The organism is Legionella shakespearei DSM 23087 (assembly GCF_000373765.1).
Classification (GTDB): Bacteria; Pseudomonadota; Gammaproteobacteria; order Legionellales; family Legionellaceae; genus Legionella; species Legionella shakespearei.
In genome coordinates this window covers 227,458-247,880 of sequence record NZ_KB892382.1, presented here as the reverse complement: position 1 = coordinate 247,880, position 20,423 = coordinate 227,458, and the positions used below count along the sequence as shown (strand labels likewise).

The following is a 20,423-nucleotide window of genomic DNA, read 5'->3' as shown; positions in this document are numbered from 1 at the left end:
TGGGATTTACATGCTCAATCAAATTTAATTTCCACTTCCTACACCAGTTCTTGCTCCAAGTTTGGGTTTATTAACCAATGTATCAAAGAGTAATTTTTAATTTGACCATTCCTGGATGCCGCGGACCTTCGGCCGCAGCACGTAGGAGTGGGGAGTCAAACGTTAATATGCCTTATCATTTTATGATTATTTTAAGGGAAACCGTTTTTGTTTCATTTATTGTTTCTAGTATTATTTCCAGTTTTTGTTTCATTTATTGCTTCTATATTGAGAACCGAATGATTTAAATCAGTACATCATCATGAACTTAGCTGTGTAATTCAACTTTCCAGTTTCTCCAAGTCTATGAGAGTTCCCCCCACTCCGCCGTGCCGCGGCCGAAGGTCCGCGGTATCCAGGCGATGCTCAACTAGCGGCAAATTTCTTCGTAAAGATCATTCCATTTGGGATTTACATGCTCAATCAAATTTAATTTCCACTTTCTACGCCAGTTCTTGAAACGTTGCTCACGATGAGCCGCCTCCATATAATGTTCATGAAGTTCATAATAGACCAACATGTGCACATTATATTGAGCAGTAAAGCTTTCTGGTATCACCTTGTTTTTGTGCTCCCAGACTCGTTTAATCAGATCTGACGTTGAACCGACATACAGCGTGCCATTGCGCTTACTCGCCATGATATATGTATAAAATGAATTCATCTCTCTTCCTTGTTATCGAGTTTTGGACTTAATTCGATAATATTATTGATTATAAGTCCAGGCGTTGCAAATTTGTTTCATATCTGAGGGCAGAATCAATATATCAACTTTCAATTTGACCATTCCTGGATACCGCGGACCTTCGGCCGCAGCACGTAGGAGTGGGGAGCCAAGCGTCAATATGCCTTATCGTTTTAAGATTATTTTAAGGGAAACCGTTTTTGTTTCATTTATTGTTTCTAGTATTATTTCCAGTTTTTGTTTCTATTTGAGAACCTAAAGGATTTAAATTGACACATCACATAAACTTATCTGTGTAAATTTAAATCTTCAGTTTCTCCAAGTGTATGAGAATTGCCCCCAACTCCTACGTGCCGCGGCCGAAGGTCCGCGGCATCCAGGCGAACCTTCGGCAACGGCACGTAAGAGCGACTCTATGTACAGTACACAATCAGTCAGTAATTTTATATTCATCATTCTCCATTATCTTCTTCATGACATGATTTAATTCCTGAGCAATAAGATCTTTAGACTCACTTGTTAGTGGTCCATTAATTGATACTCTGTAGTGATTGTTTTGATCTTTAGTAAAGAAAATCCATAAAGTTCGATTGCCAATGGCTCTATCGACGCTCCCATAATGATTAGGAATAGCCATATCAAGATCCGCAAATTTATCATCCACAGGTCGCTTGAGGAAAAAACTGGCATTGATGTTAAAGACTACTGACATTCTATTAGGTTTTAAAAGGCGTAATTTAGTATGAAGGTGTTGGTTAAGCCAATCTTTAACAAGGAACGCTGTGTTAATCCACTTCGATTTGCTCAGGTTTTTAAGGTAGTAAGATCTTGCAGTAGCATTGGGATGGCTCACCTTAAGTTTTTTTGCTGCAAAAAGTTTGTCATACAACGTGATTGCCTGATGGATTATTGAAAACGGTGACTCTTTAAATCCAATGCTTTTGATGTATTGGGAACATTTCTGAAAAGGAGTGGCTTTTATAAACTCATTTTCTATAGATTTGAAAAATTCCTTGTAGGTATACTGTTCATCTAAAGTAATGTTTATTCGTTTGTATTCAATACACAAGCCGACTGTCGCGTTGTAACGACTGTCTTCCCGACCATTATGCAGCACCATAATCGGTATTTTCTTTTGCGCGCTTAGCTTATAAAAAACAATCTGAAATGCCGCGATTAAACCGGTGCTCACATTCATGTTTCTTTCTTTATGCCAATCCTTAAACTGCTCAACAAAATGCTCATCCATTGGGTAATGAAATAAATTCTGTGCTTGCCTGGCTGCATCAGGCAAATGATGCTCAGAACCTAAATTTAACTTTTGAAAACCACTGTTGTACGCCTGCCAGAAAGCAATTTTATCATCCAGATCCTTTTCGTAATCCCTGTTGTTCTGCTTTACATAATCCAGATAGGTGTACTGTTCCTGAACGGGAACAAGGCTTTTTCCTTGCAACACAGTTTGATAATTGTCCTCAAACTGCTTCAGTAAAAGCCGATACGCATAATCATCGAGTATGATATGAGGAATGATGATGTGTAATTCATGAAGATCCTCTTTCAGTTTGTATAAATGAACCCGGATGAGTGGTTGCTCTGTTAAAGAGATTTCTTCATCTGTATTGTGATAAAACAATTCATTTAGACTGTTTTGATCATAATATGAAGAAATATCATCATAATGTAAGGTAAACTCGCCCTGTCGCTTGATCATTTGGATAGGTATATCCTTATTAAAATTCAGCCAAAAAGCGCCATTTTGATTAATGGTAAAGGCAAAAGCCTTATACAATTGCTCGACATTTAAGGCACCTTGTAATTGAATTTGTCTCGGACAGTTGGCGCTGTAACCATCTCTGTTGATTAACCAGAATCCGTATTGAGTATCACTGAGGGTAACTGCTCCGGCTCGAACATCCTCTGTGGGTTTATACTCTTCATCCTGGGCAAAAAACTTGTTTAATTCCTTACTGATATTAGCCGTAATTTTGTCGATTCTTGCATCATTAATAAAATATTCTATGGGTAAATTAAGGTTGGGATATTTTAGCTTGTCATGAATTCGGCTCCTCAGTTCCAAAGACATCAGAGAATCCATGCCCATAGCAAACAAATCATTCTTTTTACGTAATTGCTCTGTATTCTCCAAACCTAAAACATCAGCAGCAATGGCAGAGACTACCTCACTTAAAATCTGATTTTGTTCTTTCTGATGGTGTTGTCGTAGAAAATGTAAAAAAGCCTGGCCTGAAAGAGAGGTCATAGGCTCATCCAGATCAGAAAACTCGGGATTTTTGGGTGTATTTTTAAAATAAAGATCCCATTGTATTGGACATAAGACAATCTGCGGCACATCACTTTGCAGGAGCGAATCAAGAATATGAATACACCCTGGATCCAAAGGGATAAATCCACGTTTTTTAAGAGAATCAATTTTACCCGCAGCCATCCCCGTGTGAAACACACCCCAGTTAATTGATAGTGCCGGCAAGTTATGTTGCCTACGCAGATGTGCCAAACCATCTAAAAATCCATTGGCGGCAGCATAGTTGGATTGTCGTCTGGAACCAAGTATTGCTGAGGCTGATGAAAACAGGACGAACATATCCAAAGTCATGTCTTTGGTTAATTGATGCAGAATTAAAGCACTGTCCATTTTTGCGCGAAGCACCTGCTGGAGTGCCTCTGTACTTAAATGAACAATTAAATCATTCTGAATAACCCCAGCCAGATGAAAAACACCTTTAAGCTGATGAGCGCTTTGCTGAATGGTCGTAATAATTTTTTCCATTGCCACAAAGTGACTCGCATCCGCTGAGTAATGGGTGATGTCTACCCCTTTTTCTCGTGCATGTTCTATCAGATTTTGTGTCTCTGAGGGGCAATCAGAACGGCTGGTAATAACTATATGTTTAACCCCGTTACGAATGAGGTATTCAATTAATGGTTTTGCCAGGCCGCCAGTGCCACCGGTAATCAGATAAGTAGCTTCCTGGTCAAATCGTTGCATCGAATTGCCGGATAGCTTTTTTCTCTTGAGCCTGGGCACATAGAGTGTCGCATTCCTTACCGCAAATTGGGTTTCTTCATTTGAGGTATTAAAGATGTATTCCAGGCATTCATTTAAAGTATTTTCTGCATCAAGATCAATGGCGTAATTTCCAGCAAGCTCAAGCTCATTCCTGAAGCTTTTCCAAAAGGTATAGGCCATAGTCTGATTGGGATTAACTGTTCCTGAGACGGCACCATTAATGGCATAGGCATTTTCTGTAACCAGAATGAAGCGTTTAGGCATAGCTTGAAACATCTTTTGGCAACAGTGAAACAGAGTATAAAATTGATCTTCTTCATAGAGAAAAATGATGTTCTTATCTTCAACCTGTTCTAATTTATCGAAATGATCAATAAGTTGATATCTTAGTGACCCTAATACTTTTTTAGCTCTCGGCTCATTAGTCGAAATAACCCAAAAATCGGGTACTTGCGGTGCATTTGATGGCTCTGCATTGAGAGCACTCCATTCCACCTCATAAAGATGCTCAGAAGCAGTTTCATAAGAAACAAAGTCACTTTGTTTTAATTTCGGCTGCTCATTGTCTTCACGATCAGCATTTTTCTCTATAATGCGCTCGCGCTGCATGCTGTTATCTACCTTTAAATCCAGCCAAAACTCACTACGGACAAAGGTATAGTTAGGTAAAGTGACTTTGCTTAATGTTGGGTGATGTGCGGTGTAATAAAGCGCCCAATCCACACTCTTCCCTTGCAGATAATCACTCACTAATGAGTCAAGCGCCGGATCATGGGACAAATTCAGATCATGATTTTGCTGATATGAAGTGACATATTCCCTGTTTTTTAATAATTCACTGGCAGTCCGTGCATCTTGGGCAATAAGGGCTAGCCGGTAAGGATAATGATCGCGACCAACGGCAGCAGTAAAACAAATATTAGTAAAATCATCTGTGGTTGTTGCTAAAAACTGTTGCCAGGATTGCACTAAATGCTCCAGGGCAATCTGGCTTTTGGCAGACAAAATCAATGCATTTGTTTTAAGCGGCAGACTAGGCCTTTGTGCTGCATGCTCAGGAAACTCCTGAAGAATAATGTGGGCATTAGTGCCACTAAAACCAAAGGCACTGACACCGGCAGATCTTAATGGGCTGTTGCTTTGCCAATCCCGGTTCTGTACCGCAATTTGGCTGGCCTCGAGTTTTATGTTGGGATTTAAGCGATTAAAATTCAAATTTTTATAAAGTTTTTTGTTTTGCAGGCCAATAATCACCTTAATCAAGCCCGCAACACCGGCTGCACTTTCCAGATGGCCAATGTTTGTTTTGACCGCACCAATATACAAGGGATGAGCTTTATCACGCGGTGCTCCATAGACTGCATTAATCGCGTGAACCTCGATGGGATCTCCAAGAGAGGTGCCTGTTCCATGTGCTTCAATGTAACTGATATCCGTACTGTTTAATTGTGACTGGCTTAAAGCCTTGCGCATTACTTCTTCCTGACTTTTACCATTGGGCACAGTTAAACCGGCAGACTTTCCATCATTATTGATTGCTGTACCTTTGATGACCGCTAAAATCCGGTCTTTATCACGCAAAGCATCACTCATTCTTTTCAGAAATAACACGCCACAACCTTCAGAACGTACATAACCATCAGCCTCTTCATCAAAGGTTTTGCATTGGTTACTCGGAGACAGCGCTTTTGCTTTCGACAAATTGATAATGCCGTCTGGTCGTAACAAGATATTCACACCCCCTGCCAAAGCAAAATCAATTTCACCATTTTTCAAACTGTTGCAGGCATAATGTATAGCAACCAGGGACGAGGAACAGGCTGTATCAATACTTAAAGCAGGTCCTTTAAAATCAAAGACATACGCGACTCGTCCAGAGACTATATTTAAGGCTTTGCCCGTGACCGAAAGCATCCCCTGCTCTTCTGGAGAGAAACCTCTTTTTTCCAACAAAGTGTAGTATTCATGCGAGGAACCCACTCCTGCAAACACTCCAGTCGCACTGCCACGTAAGGATTGAACCGGATAATTTGCATGTTCCAGTGCATGGTAACAATGTTCCAGAAAGAGACGTTGTTGTGGATCTAAAAATGGGGCTTCTCGTGGGCTAATTCCAAAAAATTCCGGATCAAATAATTTAATATTATCGATTAACCCCAGTTTACTGACATAGGTTTTCCCTGGGGTATCCGGATTAGGATCATAATACAGTTGATTATCCCAGCGCTCTATGGGAATCGCTTTGATGCCACTCAATCCGTTTTCAAGCAAGTGTTCAAAACCGGCTAGGTCAGGTGCATTGGGCAGTGAACAGCTCATGCCAATGATAGCAATACCATCATTATCAGGTTCAGCAGTCGCATTTGATTTCTGTGCTGGGATGAAATGCCTGCTTAATTCCACCTGAAGATGGCTCGCTAATTTATTAATGGAGGGATAATCAAAGGCAATCGTTGCCGCTATTTGCACCAATGGTTTTAGATTATCTTTTAATAGAGAGGAAAGCTCAGCCATCATTAATGAATCAAAACCCAGATCAAAAAAACCTGCATCTTCATCTAAATCATCAACATCCGCCAGTTCCAGAAGCTCTTTGCACAGTCCCATTAACAGGTTCTTACAAGCTGCATATTGCTGTGAATCAGCAACCTTTGAATAATCATTCAGCCAGGGTGAAAGCTCTATGTCAGGGGTGGGGGTAGTTTTATTCAGCGCAGAGGCTAAAGCCTGATAAAAAGCAGGCCGAGGCTCAGGAACAAAATCCAGCATGAATTGCAGGTAGGCTGGTGAGATAATGGCAACATGGCTCAAAGGGCTGTTGATTAATCGTTGAACGAAAGCTTCTCCCTGTTCATTATGAATCAAAGCGTCTTTCAAACCCTGGTCGCGGGATCGTTTTTTTGCCATACCTACTTCAGCCCAGGGGCCCCATTGGATGGCTGTGCCTACTAAGTTTAAGCGTTGACGTTCTGCAATCAGGGCATCAAGAAAACTGTTGGTAGCGCTGTAAAAGGCCTCTTTATTGCTACCGAAGACTGAGGAAATTGACGAATACACCACAAAAAAATCGAGGTCGTAATTCTGGGTCAGTTCATGCAAATACCACCCGCCCTTCACTTTGGCAGAAAATACATGATCAATGTCGTGTTCCTGATGTTCAAGCAATGGCTTATTCATGGAGGCGCCCGCAGCATGAATAATGCCTTTTAACAAGCTGTCTTCATTGAGCTCCACCAAAAGCTTTTGCAGAGCAACTTTATCAGATATATCAAGACTGACAGGACGAATCATCTGGTCAGGATAATTTGTTTGCAATGCTTTGATATTGGCCAGGATTGCAGGAGTATCAACCGTTCTTGCAACAAGAACCACCTCTCTGGCACCCGCTGCCAACAAGGCTTGTGCTGTGACTAAACCCAGACCACCGCAACCACCTGTTATAAGATAACGTCCTTCGGGATGCACTAATTCTTTTTTCTTAGGCAAAGGAACTTTATTTAAGCGCAAAACCAGTCGTTTTCCCTTGCGATAGGAAACGACATGCTCATGATGTTGGCCATGATTATAGTTCATTTCAGCAATGACTTGTTCTGCTATTTTGTCTTTATTCTGTTCATCCAACTCAATAAGGATGGTCTGATATTGAGGTAACTCCAGACAAAGGGTTTTACAAAATCCTTCCAGAGGGCTGCTGTCAATGTTAATCGCGTCTTGGCCATGAGCTGTTGTGCTATTGGCCGTCAGAAAGATGAGCCTTAATTTAATGGCTCGTTCATTTAAGGTGTGCAGTAAAGCCAATATTTTTTTCAGGGTTTTCTTTTGGAGCTCAATACGAGAATCAATATCCTCAGCTAGCGAGTTAAAATTCTCGGCGATAATAATCCCATCAAGTTCCTCGAGCACATAATGTTCTGTTTCATGAAGAAGGGTTATGCCTTTATCTTTGAGGCCAAAATCCTCCTGTGATTCACCGATTAACAGCCAGCGATGGCCTGATTCCCAATCATTATTTTTATCAACTGGCTGCGCTTGCCATTGTAATTCACAACACCAATCTTCTGCGACATTAATTTCTTTTTCTGTTCTCACGTCATGCCAATAGGTTTTCCTGTCAAAAACATATAAAGGCAACTCAACCGGATTAAACTGAATCTTGCTTTTATCTGATCTTATGTTAGCGCCGGAGAGAAAAGCCTCATAATTTTGGCTGGCATCATTTCCTGTAAGGGTAATTTCTTTTTTCACTGCTACTTTTTGAATCGTGTAATCCCCTGACTCAATCTTTTTAATCAGTGATTCTTTATCTTGCGCCACTATGGCGCATCTGAATTTAAAATGATCTCTGCAATTGATGAGGGTATAGCATACATCGGACAGGCTTGTGTCTGAGGTGTTTAAATAATGCAGGTGCTTTTTTAACATCTGACGTAAAGAAAATTCACTCTTTGCAGAAAGGACAAAACAAACAGGTTCATCACTGACACTTTCAGATTGATTGCGCAGAACCTGCGGCGGTTCTTCAATAATTGCGCTCACGTTTGTGCCGGTAAAACCAAAATTGGATATTTGCGCATACCTTTTTTTATTTTGTTGTCTGGGAAAAGGAGTGCTCTCAATAGGGATTAAGGCAGGAATGCTATCAGGGTCAACGGTCTGATTCGGTGTTGAATAGTGTAAATTCGCAGGAATCATTTCGTTTTTAAATGTTCCGATTACCTTAATAAGGGCTGCAATTCCAGAGGTCGAAATGGTATGACCCAAGTTGCTTTTTAATGCCCCGATAACCAGCGGATTATCTTTTGCATGCTTGTTCTGATGGATATGTTGAATGGCCTGTAATTCGATGGCATCACCAAGGACCGTACCGGTTCCATGTGTTTCTATATAATCGATATCACTTGCAGCCAAATGAGCGCTCTCTAATGCGGAATGATGCATTGCGATTTGCGCTTCAATATTCGGTGCGGCCATGCCCATCCCGCCGCCATCCTGATTCATGATGACACTTTTGATCACGGCATGAATTTTATTGTGGTCTTTAACTGCATCATCCAGGCGTTTAAGAACCACAACCGCACAGCCCTCACTGCGCACATATCCATCTGCCTGGGCATCAAAACTCCGCGACTCGCCAACAGCCGATAACATATTTGCTTTACTCAACCCTATCCACACTTCAGGGCTAAGACTCAGATGAACCCCACCCACAATAGCCATGTCGCATTGTCGTGTCCGCAATGCCATCACCGCGAGTTGCAGGGCAGATAAAGAAGAGGAACAAGCCGTGTCTACTGTAACGCAAGGGCCTTTCAAGTTAAGAAAATACGAAAGCCTCCCTGCCGCAGCACTGTCAGCAGAACCGATGTAGGTATAGGCATTAAATTGAATCTGGTCTTTGTAATTAAGCTGACTGTAATCATTTGTGGACAGGCCACAGTAAACTCCCGCATTGGAATTTTTTAATGAATCAAAAGTAATATTGGCATCATTCAAAGCACGAACAGCTACTTCCAGAAACAGACGGTGCTGCGGATCAATTTGTTTGGCTTCGACAGGGGGAATTTTAAAAAAAGCTGCGTCAAATAAGCGAGGATTATCCAGAAAGCCACCTTTACGGCTAACGACTTTATCTTCTTTTTGGCGATCAGGATCATAATACGCATCAATATCCCAACGGTTTTCCGGCACTTCTTTGATAGGGGTCTGCTTTTTAAGCAACATCTCATGAAAAGCATCAAGCTCTTCAATGTCTTTGTCAATTCCTGGAAATTGGCAATTCGCACCAACAATCGCGATGGGTTCATCAAGGATATCCAGTTTATCTTCTATGTATTCAGGCATAATGATTCCAGGAATTAGTGTTTTTGTAACAAATAGCAGAGGTATTTTTGTTGGCCATTGATAAAACCATTATAAACATAAGTCCCCTTGACTGCGGATATTTCGCGAACAGCCTGGCGCCATATCCTGGGATAGGTTGAATTGATATGCGCATTTCGCCTGTCTGAAAGCCGTGTTAACGAGTCGAGGACTTGTAGCGTAATATCAGCTCGCTGAATGATCTTTAACCCTGCGGTGTTAAAACATTTATCTAAAGCCTCTACTTGTGAAGAGTGGCGAAGATCAGCAAAAGCCATGTACCCATTGGGTCTGAGTATGCGTTGCGCTTCCGTGAGAAAGCCTTGCATTGAGGGGTACACATGCGATGACTCAATGTTAATAACCACATCAACACTCTCATTGGGAACGGGCAAATTATCGGCGCAGCCTTGCATCCATTGCACCTTGGCGCTTTTATTATGGCGCTGACAAAACTCGATCGCTTTTTCTGACAAATCAATTCCTATGTAAGATCGAGGGTGTTTGTACTGCACTAAAAACATTCCCCCAGCACCTTGGCCACAGCCAATCTCGGCAACATCTTTGCCTTGCAACTCGATGTCTTGCACAACGCGATGATACAATTGAATAAACAAACGATTTGGCTCGTCCTCATCATTGAGAGATAAAGGGGTATCATCATGATAGCCATAGTTTAAAAAGATACTTTTTTCTGAATTATTGTTCGTTGCAAATGCGTTATAAACCCAGCGGACTAACCTCAGGCGCAGATTCGGAGACAAGCAAATTAAAAAATTATAAAGTTTCATTAAATTGCTTTTTTTCATGCGCTCGGTCCCCTTGAATTCGTAGGGCTTTTAATCTGTACATAATGTGAGTTATGGATAAAACAAGCTTCTTATCCCGAACTGACGTTAAGTTAAGAAATTCCGCCGTCCCGCGGCTTGTCCGCGGGATCCAGGAATCTCACTCCGAACTTAGATCTCTGGATACCGCGGACAAGCCGCGGTACGGCGGAGCTCCTTGAGTTAACGTAAGTTTCGGATAAGAAGCTTGTTTTCTCCAGTCGTTACTTCGATGCCGTTCGGGCTGAGGAGAGGCGGTAGCCTCGTCTCGAAGCCTTAGCACCATGCCAAGGCTTCGAGACAGCGCTATCGCGCTTCCTCAGCCCGAACGGATCGGGGCAAATCAATCTTTTTATCCATAACTCGTTAAATAAATGAGATTAATCATGCATCAATACCGATTTAATGACAAGACATTTTCTCTCATTGATACACCCGCATTGATCGTTTTATGAATCTTGTTGTACTATCAAACAAGGCTAAGTTCCATACGGTTTTCATTTTGGAGAAGGATTATCAATACCGACGCCGCGCTTTACTACAAAAGAGCAAAAGCATTATTATTACCCGTTGAACCAAAGCCTGAGGTCTATGGGTTTGAACTGAAAATAAGTAACCGGCATTATCTTTTTTACAATAATGATACCCCTTTCAATAACAGCAGTAGCTCATTCATCGCCATCAATAAGTACTGTACTAATCAAATTTTAGCAGCGGCAAACATTCCTGTGCCTAAAGGAATCTTATTTCATACTACAGATCTTGAGCACGATTCCCTGGAAAACATCATTGCCAATTTAAGATTTCCTTTAGTGATCAAACCGGCCGATGGTTCCCTGGGAATGGGCGTGTTATGCAATATTAAAACATTTGATGAACTGTCGTTTTTTTTAAAACAATATTGTTCTGTATATCCATCCATGATCATTGAAGAGTTTTATGGGAATTTGCAATCTTACCGTGTGTTAGTTTTTAATCGAAAAATCATCGGGGTGGTTTTATGTCAACCTGCCAGGGTATTGGGAGACGGCAAACACACTATTCAAGAGTTGATCGAATTAACCAATACGAAGCGTAAAGAAATAAGTGACTCTTTAGACCCTATAGTTTTGGACGATGAATGCCAGCTCAGGCTTAAAGAACTTGGTATCGATCAAAGTTACATTCCTGCCTCAGGAGAAACCATTGTATTATGCTACACCAGTAACCCAACCCGAGGAGGTTCTTACGAATCTGTAGACCTAAAGATTTGCAAAGAAAATCGTAAAATAATTACCAAGGCCGCCAAAGTACTCAATTTAAAGCTGGCCGGAATTGACATAGAATGCACCGATATAAACACCCCCTTCTCTCTGTCACAAGGGGTAATTCTGGACGTAAATCACCGCCCAAGTATGTTAATTCACGAACTCCCCATCAATGGCAAACCACAGCCTGTGACCAAAAAAATCATGAAGTCTTTTATTTTCCGCCATCCGTTTACTTATCTCTACTCACTGTATTCAAACCGTTCAACATCCTTTTACATGAGAGCATTAACTGTATCGCTAATTGCAGCACTAATCTATTGGTTTGCTTATCAGTATTTTGAAGGCTAATCACCTTTCTAAAAAATATAAAACCGTAGCCTTGATTTCGCTGGCTGCATCAAGGCTACGCCTGTAAGATAATGACCCCAATTATGGGCTCTTAAATCATCTTAACTTTCGCACCATCACCTGATCAAAGAGTATTCGCTTATTTTCCGGCAGCTCGGCTCTACGCAATACAGACATCTCTGTCGGAGTACCCTGCACACAGTCAGGAGTCAAACGATCAACGATCAAAATACCATTAAGGTGATCTACTTCGTGCTGCACGACGCGAGCATAAAATCCATGTTCTATGCTTTGATGTTGCTGTCCCTGTTCGTCATACCAGGTCAATTTAATTGTGGTATACCTGGGCACTTTACCAGCCTTTGATGATACAGAATAACAGCCTTCATAATCAGCATGTTTCTCTGTGGGGTTTATAGGTTCATAAGATGGGTTGAGCATTATATGTAAAGGATAAGTTTCTACATTATCTCTAAGCAGCTTTGCTTCCTCAGGAATGTACATTGCAATGATTTGTTTCGGATGATTAATTTGCGGGGCGGCCAATCCAACTCCACCCAGCTCTTTCAGTTTGGTTTTCATCGCGGCAATCAGCTGTTTATCCTCCGCTGCAAGCGGAAAAGTCACTTGTTGTGCTTTTGTTTTCAGAACATGTTGGTATTCTGATTGTTCGATGGTAACAAGGTTAATGTCCATAGCATGCAGGCTTTTAATAATGGGTGAACAGATCAATAGAATAAACCAAATCGATTTCATAAAATACTACCGCTCAAGACCGGAAGTGCCTTATGAATGGAAAAGTTATTATTTTGATAAAGGCTTTAAGGCCTGGCTTGAAACCGTTGATGATTGATAAAACCTGCAAGATTTCTCACAAATATCAGATGCACAGATGTCGGTAGCCCGCGCTACACATCGTGCCAGGATTTAGTGGGGTCACTTCCACCTTGGCACAGTCTCTCGAACCAGGCTACGTGTAAAAACACATGAGGTAATTCGTGCTGTGGGGACGCCGTTTATGAGTTCTTTGCGTATGAGTTTTTGCGCGCGCTCGGTCTCAAATACCTCCTTGAGATTCATAATTCGCCCCGCTGGCACATGTTCCTTGCGCAAGGTATCGAGTAGGTCTTTGCTTTGTAATTTTGCTGTTTGTTGGGCAATTAATGCAGCCAATTCCTCCCGATATTTCACCCGATTTTGATTGGTTTTAAATTTATTCATAGACGGAAGATCACTCAATCCTAAAGCCATACATAATTTTTCAAAATGCCTGTCTGAACCGATGGCAAAGGTCAGAAGAGCGTTATCTGCCGTCCAAAACGTTTCACCATAAGGTGCGATATTAGGATGTTGTGACCCAATACGCTGCGGAATATGTCCTGTCATTAAATAATTCGAGGCCTGATTCATCAGGCTGCTAATCGCGGCATCATATAATGAGACTGAAACACTCGTTCCTTTTCCACTTTTTTCACGCGTGTAGAGGGCAAGAAGAATGGCCTCTTTGAGGTGATGAGCCGCCAATACATCAATCAAGGCAATGGGCATTTTCACAGGACCACTGTCACCAGTGCCATTCATAGACATAAAACCACTCTCCCCTTGCAACACCAGATCATAAGCGACGCGATCACTGTCTTCGCCATAACCATTTATTTTACCTATAATTAAACGCGGGTTAATGCTGTGAAGATATTCATCTTCCACATGCAGCTTTACCTCATCCCCCTTTTTAAAATTCATGATTAAGAGATCAGCATCGGCAATAAGCTTGAGAAAACTGGCTTTGTCTTCCTGATTCATCAAATCCAGGAATAAATACTCTTTGCCAAAATTAACGCTGGCAAAATAGGCTGATATTTCGGAATGGGCATCTTCTTCGGGAAGTTTCCAGGTGCGGGTAACATCTTTATATATCGGATGTTCTATTTTAGTGACGCAAGCTCCCAATTCAGCAAAGAAAGTGCCTACAGAGGGTCCTGCGAGAACAGTGCTCAAATCGATAACCTTTAAACCATCCAACATGCCAGAATCCGTTTGGGTAAAGTTCTATTATGTAGATATACCCCTCCTTGAGCAAGCTAATGCAGGGAGATCCTTCGCGCAAAAAGACGCGCTCAGGACGACGTGGATCGGGGAATGGGATAAAAATCGTACCTCGTATCAGAGGTCATATAATCGTAGCCTTGATGCAGCGACAGCGTAATCAAAGTTTTCCCTAATTTTGGCTTTTTGTGAATAATGAAAACCTTGATTTCGCTGTCGCTGCATCAAGGCTACACCAACTACACCAAATGGCACCATGCTCTTTATTGCGCCGGACCATAGATAGTTACAAGAGAACAGGTTTCAAAACCTAATGTTTCATCAAGATGTTTAGCCATAGGGGTCGCTTGCAATGTGGCATATTGATAGCCTAATGATTTGATGTGATTAAATCTGAAATGGTGCAGCGCTTTGCCTATGCCTTGCCTGCGATACTCTGGCAATACCGATAAATTGTACAAGCCTGCTGACTCAGCACTTAAAAATATAGATCCTGTGCCAATGCATTTGCCTTTATCCAAAGCGACAACATGCACCAATTTATCAGGATTTGCTTCAAGCGCACGCTGATATGCCTGCGCTGTCACCTCATCAACACCAAAACAAATGGCTAAAGGCTCCATCCATTGCGACAAATCACTGTTGTTTTCAATAATCTTAATCATGATGCCTTGTGGCAGTTCAACAGGTAATTCGTCCTTTATCTCTTTGACCATCATGGGCACGCCATCCATTAATACCGACCACTGTGATTGCGGTACTGATAACTGGCGATTTCGTTGATTATCCCACCAAAGGGTATGACGATGACGGCAGGCAGTTAACGTAGATATGCTGGCTTGCTTTTCCAGAAACATCGGATTAAATAAAGGATTTGTTGCACCTAAAAAGAGAGCCAGTGCTTCTTTATCATCCCGACATATGCCGTTCGCATTGGCCAAAGTTTGCCAATAGGATTTCAAATTTTCAAAACTGATATCTGAATATTCTTTTTTCATTGTTTGCACAACATTCCTCAAAAACAGTTCGTATTTGCTGATTCACATAGTTTATAAATTGATTTTGTAAGGTATTGATGTGCTGTAAATAAGTAGCCATTAAATGACGATTATTATGGCTTCCGGCAAAAAAATAACAAACGCTGCCTTTTATATTAGTACGGTCAATATTATAACATACTTTAATGGGGGTTGATAAAACATCAATGAAACAAAATAACTCATTAAATTCATTATCAATTCAAATGAGTTTAAAAAAATCCAATTTTATCGTCCAAACCCTCTATGCATCAATATAATTATATGGAATAATATTGCCCAACTTAAACATTATTGACCTACTTGTATGAAAATTAAAGCATTTTTAGTAATACTCTCAATGTTCTTTTCTGCCGCTTTATTTGCTGGTTCATCAACCTGTCCTTTATCAAGCGGAATCAATGTGCTTACTTCAAAGCACACTTTAAATATTTGTAAAAACGGTTCCATAGTCAAAACCTTTAAGGTTGCTCTGGGATACAAAGGGGTTGGCAAAAAGAAAGCCGGCGATAATAAAACTCCGGTTGGTTTGTATGGCTTAGCTTATCCAAGAAAATCCAGTAAATTTAAAATGTTCATTCCAATTCTCTACCCAACCAGCAAACAAAGAGCCGCTGGATTTACCGGCAGAGACGTGGGAATCCATGGCCCGACCCAAACGTCACGCGTGGCAAGCTGGTTTGGTAACTTGCCCTTCTCAACGCGTGGTTGCGTTGCTGTTGGCAATAACAATCAAATTGAATATGTAGCCAACTGGGTAAAAGCAAACCCGGGAACTAAGGTTTTAATTGTATAGAATGTTATATAATTGAACGTAGCCTTGATGCAGCGACAGCGCTGAATGATCCTCTCATAATTGAGTACCACTCAGAACTATGCAGGATCGCCTTCCCCTCTCCGGGGGAAGGTGCCCGACAGGGCGGATGGGGGGATCAAAAAAGGAGTTTCTACCAAATAGACCATGTTGTTTTAGAGCTTTCTACCTTAAATGAGTTCTCTTTTTGATCCCCCCACCCACCCTGTCGGGCACCCTCCCCCGGAGGTGGAGGGGCTACTTGCGAAGATCATCCTGTTTATTTACATCTTTTTACAGGTTAAAATTATGAGAGGATCTCTCAGAGCGACAGCGTAATCAAGGCTACAATAACCGGCACCATGCCGCTTTTCAGGAGATCCTTCGCGCAAAAAGACGCGCTCAGGACGACGTGGATCGGAGAATGGTAAAGAGCAGTTGCAAGCAACCGGGCTACAAATCCCCCACCAAGATAATTTTGTCTGAATATCACTTTAAAATGTCCTTCTTCAACCGTGCGTGATTTTAAAATCAATTTATAATTGCCTATTCATGGACATTTGAATGAGGTAGAAAATGGTATTTCCAGTGAATCTTAATATCTATTATGATGATGGTACAGGATATCATCATGGAGACCCGGGGGTTAATTTTTGGGTCCCCACTGTTGTTGCTGACTCAACTAAAATCAAATATTTTTCCATAACACGTGATCCCAATAAGGCCGAGCCCTGTTATACACTTGTTGTTTTAACCACTGATATGACAAGTAAGAATTCTGATGAAACATTTGCCGCACTTAAGCAAGTGTTTACACGACTCGCCAGTAAAAAACCGGATGATTACACTATCTTTAATAATACAGATAATATTAAACATGAGTGGTCAAATCGCTATGGTGATGATGGCTATAAGCTGATTGATTTTTATAAATATTCAATATCGCTCCAGGGTTTAGAAATTACCGAAGATGAATTACATCAATTAACGCGTGATCTGATTTTATCACTGCCTTTTTCAATTTCGAAAAAATCTCTTTCTGAGTTAAATGAGGCGTTTCAGAAATTCTTTAATACACACAAAAATATTATGGGCACAGAAGAACCAAGTGTAAACGCTAATTTTGAGCAATCTTTAAAAGAAGCCTTAGCAGAAAAGAATTATTTGAAGGCAAATCAACTTATAGAACAGGCTAAAACGCAAGAGGATGACTTTCCTGAAAAAGATAGGAAAGAAATTATCCTGCAAGCTATTTACGAACACAGCAACAAAACTGAATATTCTTTGGGTTTCTTTGAGGGAGAAGATGACAGTTTCAAAGGGGTATGCACTAAAATTTTAAAAGCAAACCCTGACACCGCACTAAATATGGCTGATCTTTATTTCACCAGTAGAGATGCAGAAATAGGTGTCGTTGAATCTTTTAGTTTTTCAAAATAAACAAATTGTAATACTACCATAAGTCATACTGAGCAAAGCGAAGGAGCTTCCATGATTGACATAGGGCTTCTCCATGGAAGATCTTTCGCTTTGCTCAGAATGACACTCTTAAAATTCGTAGCCCGGTCTGCTTGCAGCCGGGATGAGGTATGCACAATGTCGGCTATACATAGGTGGAAGAAATAAAGTACGTGCCAGTATCACTGTTCCGCTTCCTCACGGTCGCGGCTCGGTTTTCGTGCTTTCGTATTTACTTCATCGTGCACCGAAAACCGAGCCGCGACCGTGAGGAAGCGGAATTTTTGTTGCGGCACTGAGCCTGATATAATCTGGGACAAGAACTGTTCGACACTACTCGTTCAATCCTCAAAGGTTAATACAACAAAGACCACTTCGTAGTTTCTGATAAATCTTTAAAGACTTGTCTGTCCTAAAACAGGCCCAAGATTTATAGGATATCCACTACTGCAATGCAGCTGCCCCCACTGATCCTGCCAGCATTTCTCGCTTACTATGCATCGACCATCAATGGTCTGACGATAACCAACACTGCATACTTTGGCGACATTAAGATTTTGAGCGCAGGAAAATAAAAGACATAGAGCGACGATGATTGCTCCCAAACGTAAGCATTTTGCAAAGCTCAATGTCTTTTTTTGCATGTGATTCTCCCTGTTGTACTTTTCTCTACTTAATCATTATAGGCTTAATTTAAGTTTTATATGAAACAGGAATGAACCGAGATGTCAATATTGAGCAAAAACAAAACTTACTGGCGGTATACAACATGCAATCGGCTTTCGCCGGGATTTGTCAACAACTCGGCGCAATGCCAGGATGTAGCCCGGTCTGCTTGCAGCCGGGATCGAGCAAGCACAAATCCCCGCTGCAAGCAGTTGTATAGGTGCAAGAAATAAAGTACGTGCCAATAGAACTGTTCCGCTTCCTTACGGTCGCGGCTCGGTTTTCGTGCGTTTGTATTTACTTTATCGTGCACCAGAAAACCGAGCCGCGACTGTTAAGGAGCGGAATTTTTGTTAAGGCACAGAGCTGGCATTTGTGGAGATACCAATACGACAAGCCGGGGACCGGGTATCACTTAACTTAATGACTGTGTGGCCTGGCTTTTCCCTTCATAAAATAATCTTACTAACTTGATCGTGTCGTACGAATATTTTCCCTCGAAGGCTTCAACAAGGGGCGTTAGCTTTCCGTCTTCTGATTTGGCAAGTTCAGTAAATATCAAATCAAATTCATTTTGAGATAAGCCCTCTTTCAGGTGCTCAATATCTGAGTTAGTTATTAGCTTTAAACCTTTGAGCTTTTCCACATGACCAAGCACTGTCCCGCTTGATAATCCTCTCTGCTCTGCTACTCCACTAATTGACAGCTTATTTTTTAAAAGTTCAAGAGTGATTATATGGGTAGGTTTCTTCGCTTCTTTATTAAAGATTCTTTTGGTGGATTTTTTGACTGTGCCACCTTCAAAACGTTCAAACAAGGTTGTTTGCTGGGATTGAATCGTCTCTTCCTCTGATAAGTTGTGTAAATACTTTACCAACGCAGCAGAACTGTCTTTAAACAACTGATCTTGCTGGAGGATTTTAGGATGCACCTTTAAAGCCATTTCGTTTAAATTCATTAATTTCAAACCATTCAAACTGCGTATGCGCGACAAAGCGACATAGCCCATGCCTGGCTCAAAGGCATCACCCAAATCTATTTCCGCCGCGTCCAGAGTCATTCCCTGGCTTTTGTGAATAGTAAGCGCCCAGGCAAGGCGAAGAGGTACTTGTGTGATGCTTGCTCGAACTATGCCATTGTCTTCGAATACCCAGTCTTCTGCACATGCGGTAATTATCCTGTTATCATAAGTTTTGACAACAGGCCAGGCATCGCCACTCTTTTCAAACCCCACCACCACGCATCGGGTGCCATTGACATATTTCCCCTGAGGGTGGTTTTTAATAAACATTACCTCAGCACCAATTTTTAATTTTAACTGCTCATGCGCAAGACAACTGCTTTTTAATCCCTCTACCAAGGCGTCAAACCCTTGAGAGACCATGGTAAATATTTTTTCCTGCCCTTGAATCCTGGCTAATTCACGGTCATTAATCCAATCAACATTGATATTGCGGGTGTATAATTTAGTAGCCTTTGTAGCCCCTTCCGGTTCTTTCTTATAACGGGTCCGTAAAGGCACTTTAGTATGTTCTCCCGCAGTACCATTTCTTATGTCATTTAAAACCGTTAACAAGGGATCATTGCTTTGACGGTATTGTTCGTGCAAGTAACAGACTTTAAAATGTTCATCATTCCATACAGATGCTTCATAAGCGAACTGTTTTTCTTCCTCTAAACCAGAAGACACAGGTGGTAACTGGAAAAAATCACCACAGACTATCACTTGCAAGCCTCCAAAAACGCGCTCAGGGTCAAGAAAGCTTCGGGCTATAAAATCCACCATATCGAGCTGATGTTTATGCAGCATGGATATTTCATCAATAATGAGTACTTTGGTTTTTTTATAATTTGATTTTATGCGCTTATTCTTATGTAAGCGTTCCAGATCCTGTGGTGAAATATTGTCTTTTATACCTATTCCCGACCATGAATGCAGCGTGCTGCCTTGCAAATGAGTGGCGGCAATACCTGTAGAAGCCGTCATAGCAACCGGTACATTATGTTCTTTAAGGTAATTAATATATTGATTGAGTAAATAAGTCTTCCCTGAGCCCGCTGCGCCGGTGAGAAAAACATTTGCTCCCATTTTTAACAAGCTCAATGCTTCATTTTGCTGCATAACTACTTTCCATTTTTGATGTCAGGACTTGTTCATGCGGCATTTTAAACGATTTGTAAGGATATGGGAAATCCCGGACGCTGCCTTGATTCGTAGCCCGGTCTGCTTGCAGCCGGGATAGGATTTATCAGTTCGATCCCGGCTGCAAGCAGACCGGGCTATAGCAACTGCCATTATATTAGCGTGAGTTATGGATAAGAAGATTGATTAAAATATATAAAAAACTGTAGCCTTGATGCAGCGATAGCGTAATCAAGGTTTT

General features: G+C 41.3%; 11 protein-coding genes. 3 read left to right on the top strand and 8 right to left on the bottom strand.

Annotated elements, in window-relative coordinates; genetic code table 11:
* Positions 1-409: 409 nt before the first annotated feature.
* The 3 genes from B094_RS0102150 to B094_RS15535 all read right to left on the bottom strand — a co-directional run bounded on the left by B094_RS0102150 (position 410) and on the right by B094_RS15535 (position 10,423).
* On the bottom strand, positions 410-703 hold the full coding sequence (locus tag B094_RS0102150; protein ID WP_018576147.1) for a GIY-YIG nuclease family protein: 294 nt from the start codon (positions 701-703) through the stop codon (positions 410-412).
* 451 nt (positions 704-1,154) lie between these two features.
* On the bottom strand, positions 1,155-9,596 hold the full coding sequence (locus B094_RS0102145; RefSeq protein WP_018576146.1) for an SDR family NAD(P)-dependent oxidoreductase: 8,442 nt from the start codon (positions 9,594-9,596) through the stop codon (positions 1,155-1,157).
* A 14-nt stretch (positions 9,597-9,610) separates the two neighbouring features.
* On the bottom strand, positions 9,611-10,423 hold the full coding sequence (locus tag B094_RS15535; RefSeq protein WP_018576145.1) for a class I SAM-dependent methyltransferase: 813 nt from the start codon (positions 10,421-10,423) through the stop codon (positions 9,611-9,613).
* Between the two features lie 479 nt (positions 10,424-10,902).
* On the opposite strand from B094_RS15535, the gene B094_RS0102135 reads away from it, so the two are divergent.
* The gene (locus B094_RS0102135) at positions 10,903-12,039 is read left to right on the top strand and encodes a hypothetical protein (RefSeq protein WP_018576144.1); all 1,137 of its coding nucleotides are present in this window, start codon (positions 10,903-10,905) and stop codon (positions 12,037-12,039) included.
* Between the two features lie 96 nt (positions 12,040-12,135).
* On the opposite strand, the gene B094_RS0102130 is transcribed toward B094_RS0102135, so the two are convergent.
* The 3 genes from B094_RS0102130 to B094_RS0102115 form a co-directional block, all read right to left on the bottom strand.
* The gene (locus tag B094_RS0102130; RefSeq protein ID WP_026253842.1) at positions 12,136-12,735 is read right to left on the bottom strand and encodes a peptide deformylase; all 600 of its coding nucleotides are present in this window, start codon (positions 12,733-12,735) and stop codon (positions 12,136-12,138) included.
* A gap of 240 nt (positions 12,736-12,975) precedes the next feature.
* Positions 12,976-14,064 (bottom strand): CaiB/BaiF CoA transferase family protein, encoded by a 1,089-nt coding sequence (locus tag B094_RS0102120; protein WP_018576141.1) that lies wholly within the window; start codon positions 14,062-14,064, stop codon positions 12,976-12,978.
* Between the two features lie 284 nt (positions 14,065-14,348).
* Positions 14,349-15,083 (bottom strand): GNAT family N-acetyltransferase, encoded by a 735-nt coding sequence (locus tag B094_RS0102115; protein WP_018576140.1) that lies wholly within the window; start codon positions 15,081-15,083, stop codon positions 14,349-14,351.
* 346 nt (positions 15,084-15,429) lie between these two features.
* On the opposite strand from B094_RS0102115, the gene B094_RS0102110 reads away from it, so the two are divergent.
* Both B094_RS0102110 and B094_RS0102105 read left to right on the top strand, forming a co-directional pair.
* Positions 15,430-15,918 carry a L,D-transpeptidase family protein gene (locus B094_RS0102110; RefSeq protein WP_018576139.1) on the top strand — a complete coding sequence of 163 codons (489 nt, stop codon included), beginning with the start codon at positions 15,430-15,432 and terminating at the stop codon, positions 15,916-15,918.
* A gap of 585 nt (positions 15,919-16,503) precedes the next feature.
* On the top strand, positions 16,504-17,355 hold the full coding sequence (locus B094_RS0102105; RefSeq protein ID WP_155823491.1) for a hypothetical protein: 852 nt from the start codon (positions 16,504-16,506) through the stop codon (positions 17,353-17,355).
* A 413-nt stretch (positions 17,356-17,768) separates the two neighbouring features.
* On the opposite strand, the gene B094_RS0102100 is transcribed toward B094_RS0102105, so the two are convergent.
* Positions 17,769-18,017: a hypothetical protein gene (locus B094_RS0102100; protein ID WP_018576137.1), complete on the bottom strand. Its 249-nt coding sequence runs from the start codon at positions 18,015-18,017 to the stop codon at positions 17,769-17,771.
* 437 nt (positions 18,018-18,454) lie between these two features.
* Positions 18,455-20,161, bottom strand: coding sequence for an AAA family ATPase (locus B094_RS0102095; RefSeq protein WP_018576136.1), 1,707 nt, complete (start codon positions 20,159-20,161; stop codon positions 18,455-18,457).
* Positions 20,162-20,423: the final 262 nt, after the last annotated feature.